The following is a 5,986-nucleotide window of genomic DNA, read 5'->3' on the forward strand; positions in this document are numbered from 1 at the left end:
AGGGCGATGCCGCCGCGCGGGTCGGCGGCCTCGCCGTCGCCGACGGCGACCGCCCGGCACAGCCGCAGCCAGGCACTGGCCAGCAGCCCGAGACCGGCCAGGACCACCACCAGGCCGGTCATCCGGCCCACGTCGCTGGCCCGGACAGCGCCCAGCACCTCGAGTCGGAGCACCGGGGCGGACGGTGGGAGCGTCGCCGTCACCAGCCCGCCCAGCAGGACCAGCAGGCTTCCGACCGATCCGCGCGCGACCACGGCCGGAACGTAGTCAGCCGCGGCGTCAGCGGCTTGAACGGGCAGACAACGGGGCAAGAACGCTCGCAACGCCTGCCCGCGGGCCCGGTTCGGCGTTAGATTGCTGAGATCCGCCGGTGTGCCGCGGCGCACCTCAGTCCCAAGGAGTGCCCATGTCCTACAACGAGCCGCCTCCTCCGCCGCCGGGCGGGCCCGGCGGGCTGCCGCCCCAGGGCGGGTTCGGCGGTGCGCCCCAGCCGGGTGCGCCGGCCGGCGTGCCGCGCCCCGCCGAGCTCCTCAACCGCTTCCTCGCTCGCCTGATCGACCACGTGCTCATCGGCGTCGTGGTGGTCGTCTCCTACGTCGTCCTGAGCAGCATCCTGCTGAGCTTCACCAACTCGTTCCTCGAGCTGTTCCTCTTCTGGACCCTGCAGTCGGTCGTCGGCGCGGTCATCCCGCTCGCCTACTTCGGGCTGATGGAGTCCAACACCGGTCAGACGGTGGGCAAGATGGTGTTGAAGCTGCGCACCTACGGGCCGGACGGAGTGAGCAAGCCGACCCTCGAGCAGGCGCTCAAGCGCAACGCCTACTCGGGGCTCTACATCCTGGGGATCATTCCGTTCATCGGATGGTTCGTTCTCTACTGGGCGGCTCCCATCGCTGCAGCGGCCTACATCGCGGTCACCCTCAACAACGACCAGCCCAACCACCAGGGCTGGCACGACAAGTTCGCCGGCGGGACCCGGGTCCTCCAGGTCGGCTGATCCACCTCGGCGACGGGGCGTCCTCCACTGGTGGGCGTTCCCGTCGCTTCCGCCCGGGCGGCCGGTCGTGCCCCTACCCTTCCCCCATGGGCCTGTTGACACCGATCGCAGTCAAGCTCGGATCGCGTCCCTGGATGCCGAGGCTGCTGCCCCAGATCACCTGGACCGACACGCACCTGCAGAAGGTCACCAAGGGCAGGCTCACCCTGCTCGACATCGCGGGTCTGCCGAACCTGATGCTCACCGTGCCGGGTCGCAAGTCGGGCATCCCCCGGTCGACCCCGCTGCTGTGCGTGCCGTGGAAGGGAGGCTGGCTGATCGCGGGCTCGTACTTCGGTGCGCCGAAGCCTCCGGCGTGGGCGGCGAACCTCCGCGCCGCCGAGACGGTCCAGGTCCGCTACGACCGCCGCACCGCGAGCTGCGCGTGGCGAGAGCTGGCCGGGGAGGAGAAGGAGCGGGCGTGGAGCCACATGCTGGTGATCTGGCCCAACTACGCCAAGTACACCGAGTGGACCGATCGCGAGATCCCAGTATTCCTGCTGACTCCCCTGTAAGGCCAGCCTTGCTTTACCCTCCTAGACATGGGGGGTGGATCCGAGCGGACGCGCGTCGTGGCCGGCCTCTTGTCGTACGACGACGGGCCGGTCCGCAGCTTCGGCGACCTCGCACGCCATGGCACCCGCCCGGCCCTCCGGACCGCTGACGGCGTCGTCTCCTACGCCGAGCTCGCCGAGCTGGTCACCGCCGCGCGCCTGGAGCTGGCCGCGCTGGGTGGCCGTCAGCTGGTCCGGCTGCAGCCGTCGCCGACGCTCGACTTCGTCGTCGCCTGGCTCGCGGCGCTCTCCGGCGGCCACGCGACGCTGCTCACGCACGACGACGGCCTCGCCCGGGCCTACTCGAGCTCGGTCGACCTGGGCGACGGGGTCGACCGGGGCGGCCAGGGCTGGCGACCCACCGGCCAGGCCGCACCCGAGCTGCACCCCGACCTCCGGCTGCTGCTGAGCACCTCGGGCTCGACCGGCTCCCCCAAGCTGGTGCGGCTGTCCGCGACCAACCTCGAGTCCAACGCGGCCGCGATCGCCACCTACCTGGGCCTGACCGCCGACGACTGCGCGCTGACCACGCTGCCGCTGGACTACTGCTACGGCCTCTCGGTCCTGCACAGCCACCTCGCCGTGGGCGCGTCGCTGCTGCTCGAGGACCGCTCGGTCACCGACCCGGCCGTCTGGGAGGCCGCGCGACGACAGGGCGTGACCTCCTTCGCCGGCGTGCCGTACACCTTCGACCTCCTCGGCAGCGCGGGATGGCCCGACCTCCCGACGCTGCGCCAGGTGACCCAGGCCGGCGGCCGGATGGCACCCGAGCGGGTCCGGGAGCTCGCGCTGCAGGGTGCTCGCGACGGCTGGGACCTCGTCGTGATGTACGGCCAGACCGAGGCCACCGCCCGCATGGCCTACCTCCCGCCCGAGCTGGCCGCCTCCCACCCGTCAGCGGTGGGCGTCCCGATCCCCGGCGGCGAGCTCCGGATCGACCCGGTGCCCGGCGCAAAGGACGGTGTCGGCGAGCTGGTCTACAGCGGGCCCAACGTGATGATGGGCTACGCCTCGTCGCGGGCCGACCTCGCGCGCGGACCCGAGGTGGCCGAGCTGCGCACCGGCGACCTCGCCCGCTTCTCGGCCGACGGCCTGGTCGAGATCGTCGGCCGCCGGTCGCGGTTCGCGAAGCTGTTCGGGCAGCGGATCGACCTCGACCGCGTGCAGACCCTGCTGGCGCTCGGCGGCCACGACGTGGCGTGCGCCGAGGCGGTCGACGGCAGCCAGCTCGTGGTTGCGGTGCCCGGTTCCCCCGACGCGATCTCCCTGGACGAGATCACCACCGCCGCCGCGGCGGACACCGGCCTGCCGCCGCACGCGGTCCGCGTGGTGCCCGTCGACGACCTGCCTCGCCTTCCCAACGGCAAGGTGGACCAGCAGGCGGTGGCCCGGCTCGAGGCCCCGGTCGACGTCGAGGACCCCTGCCCGGTCACTGCGATCAGCGCGCTCTACGCCCGCGTCCTCGGCCGCGACCGGGTCTCCCCCGACGATTCGTTCCTCGGCCTCGGCGGCGACTCGCTCTCCTACGTGGAGCTCTCCCTCCGCCTCGAACGACGCCTCGGCCGACTCCCGGCCGACTGGCCCACCCGGGCGGTCTCCGACCTCGCCGCGTTGATGGACCCCTCGCGCCGACGGTCGCGCTGGGTACGGCTCGACACCACCATCCTGCTCCGCGCCGTGGCCATCGTGATGGTCGTCGGCTCCCACACGAACCTGTGGGTGCTGCTCGGCGGCGCGCACGTGCTGTTGGCCGTCGCCGGCGCGAACTTCGCGCGGTTCCACCTGACCGACGAGGACTCCCGCGAGCGCCTGGGCCGGGTCTCGCGTGCCGCGCTGCGCATCGCGGTGCCGTCGGCACTCTGGATCGGCGCCGTCGCCCTGATGACCGGCGACTACGGCTGGCGCAACGTGCTCCTGCTCAACGACCTCCTCGGCAGCCACCGCTGGTCCGAGCCGGCGTGGCACTTCTGGTTCATCGAGGTCGCCCTCCTGACCGCCCTCCTCGCCGGCCTGATCACCGCGATCCCCCAGGTGATGGCGCTCGAGCGGCGCCACCGCTTCACGCTCGCCACCGGGCTGATGGCCGCGGCACTCGTCCCGCGCTTCTGGGCCACGCTGTCGTCGTACGACGGCGACGTGATCCACTCCTCGGCGTTCGTCGCCTGGCTCTTCATGGGCGGGTGGGCCGCCGCGGTCGCTCGCACCGCGCCGGAGCGGCTGCTTGTGACCGCGCTGCTCCTCCTCGGCACCTGGGACCTCACCGGCGACACGGTGCGGGAGGCGGCGATCGCGCTCGGCCTGCTGGTACTGGTGTGGGCACGCAGCGTGCCGTGGCCCCGGGCGCTGGTCCGGGTGACCGGCATCCTGGCGAGCGCGTCGCTCTACGTCTACCTGACCCACTGGCAGGTCTACCCCCACTTCGAGGAGCGCTGGCCGCTGCTGGGCCTGCTCGCCTCGCTCGGGGTCGGCGTCCTCGCCTGGCACCTGGTGTCGAGGGTGATGCCGTGGACCCGCCTGCTCGACCGGTCGCAGCCTCACTACGCTCCGCATCGTCCCCACCGACAGGAAGTCCCATGACGAACCGTTTCCTCCAGCACGCAGGCCTCGGCCTCGCGGTCGTCACGCTGATCGCCCCGCTCCTCGCCGCCTGCAGCGAGGACGAGCCGAAGCTCGTGATCTACAACGCCCAGCACGAGCCGCTGCTGAAGGAGCTGGCGCCGGCCTTCACCGAGGAGACCGGGATCGAGGTCGAGCTGCGTCACGGCAAGGACCTCGAGATGTCCAACCAGCTGGTCCAGGAGGGGGAGGCGACGAAGGCCGACGTCTTCCTCACCGAGAACTCGCCCGCGATGTCGCAGGTCGAGGCGGCCGGCCTGTTCGCCGAGCTGCCGGCGGACCTGGTGGCGCCGATCCCGGAGCTCTACCGTCCGACGAGCGGTCTGTGGACCGGCTTCGTCGCGCGGTCCACGGTGCTGGTCTACAACACCGACCTGGTGGAGGAGTCCGAGCTGCCGGCGTCGATCCTCGACCTGGCGAAGCCCGAGTGGAGGGGCCGCATCTCCTTCTCGCCCACCGGCGCCGACTTCCAGGCCATCGTGGCCGCCGTCCTCGAGCTCGAGGGTGAGGAGGCCGCGCGCGCGTGGCTGGAGGGGATCAAGGCCAACGGCACGGTCTACGACGGCAACAACGTGGTCCTGGAGGCGGTCGACTCCGGCGAGTCCGAGGTCGGGATCGTCTACCACTACTACTGGGAGCGGGATCGCAAGGAGAACGGCGACGTCAGCGACAACAGCGAGCAGTACTACTTCCGCGACCAGGACCCCGGCGCCTTCGTGAGCGTGTCGGGCGCGGGCATCCTGAAGTCCAGCGACATGAAGGACGAGGCCGAGAAGTTCGTCGAGTTCCTCGTGAACAAGAGCGGCCAGCAGATCCTCGCCGACAGCTACGCGCTGGAGTACCCGCTCAACCCCGCGGTCGAGCTGGAGGGTGTCAGCAAGCCGTTCGCCGAGCTCGAGCCCCCGCAGGTCAACGTGTCCGACCTCGACGCGAAGGCGGTGGTCGAGATGATGACCGAGGTCGGTTTCCTCTGAGACGTCTGCTGGGGGGCGCGTCACCCGTCCTGCTCGTCATCGGGCTGGCGGTGGCCGCGCTCGCGCTCGTGCCGCTGGGCTACGTGCTCTGGACCACCATGGAGCTCGGCGCCGACGAGGCCACGGGATTCCTCTGGCGCCCGCGTATCGGTGAGCTGCTGTGGAACACCGTGCGGCTGCTCGTGACCGCGACGCTCGCCAGTGTCGTCGTGGGCGTGGCGGGCGCGTGGGTCGTCGAGCGCACCGACGTCCCGGCCCGCGGCTGGTGGCACGGCGTGCTCTGCGCGCCGCTCGCGGTGCCGGCGTTCGTCAACGGGTACGGCTGGGTGTCCACCACGCACGCCGTCCAGTCCTTCGCCGGAGCGGTGATGGTCGTGACCCTGTCCTACTTCCCGCTCGTCTACCTGCCCACGGTCGCGGCGCTGCGCCGGCTCGACCCGTCGGTCGAGGAGGCGGCGACGTCGCTCGGGCACGGGGTCGGCGGCGTCTTCTGGCGGGTGACGTTGCCCGCGATCAGCCCGGCGGTCCTGGGTGGCGCGCTGCTGGTCGGACTGCACCTCCTCGCGGAGTACGGCGCCCTGCAGCTGCTCAACTACCCGACACTCACCACGGCGATCCTGCAGCAGTACCAGACGGTCTTCAACGGGCCGGAGGCCACGCTGCTCGCCTTGGTGCTGGTCGCCTTCTGCCTGCTCCTCCTCGCCTTGGAGGCGCTCGTACGTGGCCGTCGCCGCCGTTCCCGGGTCGGCTCGGGCGCGGCCCGCACGCCGGTGCGCCAGCCGCTCGGGCGCTCCCGCCCGCTGGTG

Annotated in this window: 5 protein-coding genes and 1 pseudogene; 5 read left to right on the forward strand and 1 reads right to left on the reverse strand. The window is 71.8% G+C overall.

Features of this window, described 5'->3' with window-relative positions:
• Positions 1 to 254 (reverse strand): annotated as a pseudogene (locus E7Z54_RS19590) (hypothetical protein); the annotation flags it as partial.
• A gap of 152 nt (positions 255 to 406) precedes the next feature.
• On the opposite strand from E7Z54_RS19590, the gene E7Z54_RS19595 reads away from it, so the two are divergent.
• From E7Z54_RS19595 to E7Z54_RS19615, 5 genes are all read left to right on the forward strand, one after another.
• A complete protein-coding gene (locus tag E7Z54_RS19595) occupies positions 407 to 997 on the forward strand; it encodes an RDD family protein (protein WP_136436405.1) in 591 nt (196 codons plus the stop codon).
• A gap of 86 nt (positions 998 to 1,083) precedes the next feature.
• Entirely contained in the window at positions 1,084 to 1,551 is a 468-nt protein-coding gene (locus tag E7Z54_RS19600) for a nitroreductase family deazaflavin-dependent oxidoreductase (protein ID WP_136436406.1), read from the forward strand.
• A gap of 27 nt (positions 1,552 to 1,578) precedes the next feature.
• On the forward strand, positions 1,579 to 4,167 hold the full coding sequence (locus tag E7Z54_RS19605; RefSeq protein ID WP_136436407.1) for an AMP-binding protein: 2,589 nt from the start codon (positions 1,579 to 1,581) through the stop codon (positions 4,165 to 4,167).
• Positions 4,164 to 5,180, forward strand: coding sequence for an iron ABC transporter substrate-binding protein (locus E7Z54_RS19610; RefSeq protein ID WP_136436408.1), 1,017 nt, complete (start codon positions 4,164 to 4,166; stop codon positions 5,178 to 5,180). Before E7Z54_RS19605 ends, E7Z54_RS19610 begins: the two co-directional genes overlap by 4 nt.
• A 50-nt stretch (positions 5,181 to 5,230) precedes the next feature.
• Positions 5,231 to 5,986, forward strand: a 756-nt coding sequence (locus tag E7Z54_RS19615) for an ABC transporter permease (RefSeq protein WP_240769796.1), incomplete at its 3' end; no start/stop codon positions are given.

The organism is Nocardioides sp. (genome assembly GCF_004803405.1).
GTDB classification, from domain to species: domain Bacteria; phylum Actinomycetota; class Actinomycetes; order Propionibacteriales; family Nocardioidaceae; genus Nocardioides; species Nocardioides vastitatis.

Bases quoted from the DNA above. Each gene is read 5' to 3' on its own strand.
- E7Z54_RS19595 (WP_136436405.1), top strand. From the start codon at position 407: ATGTCCTACAACGAGCCGCCTCCTCCGCCGCCGGGCGGGCCCGGCGGG.
- E7Z54_RS19600 (WP_136436406.1), top strand. From the start codon at position 1,084: ATGGGCCTGTTGACACCGATCGCAGTCAAGCTCGGATCGCGTCCCTGG.
- E7Z54_RS19605 (WP_136436407.1), top strand. From the start codon at position 1,579: ATGGGGGGTGGATCCGAGCGGACGCGCGTCGTGGCCGGCCTCTTGTCG.
- E7Z54_RS19610 (WP_136436408.1), top strand. From the start codon at position 4,164: ATGACGAACCGTTTCCTCCAGCACGCAGGCCTCGGCCTCGCGGTCGTC.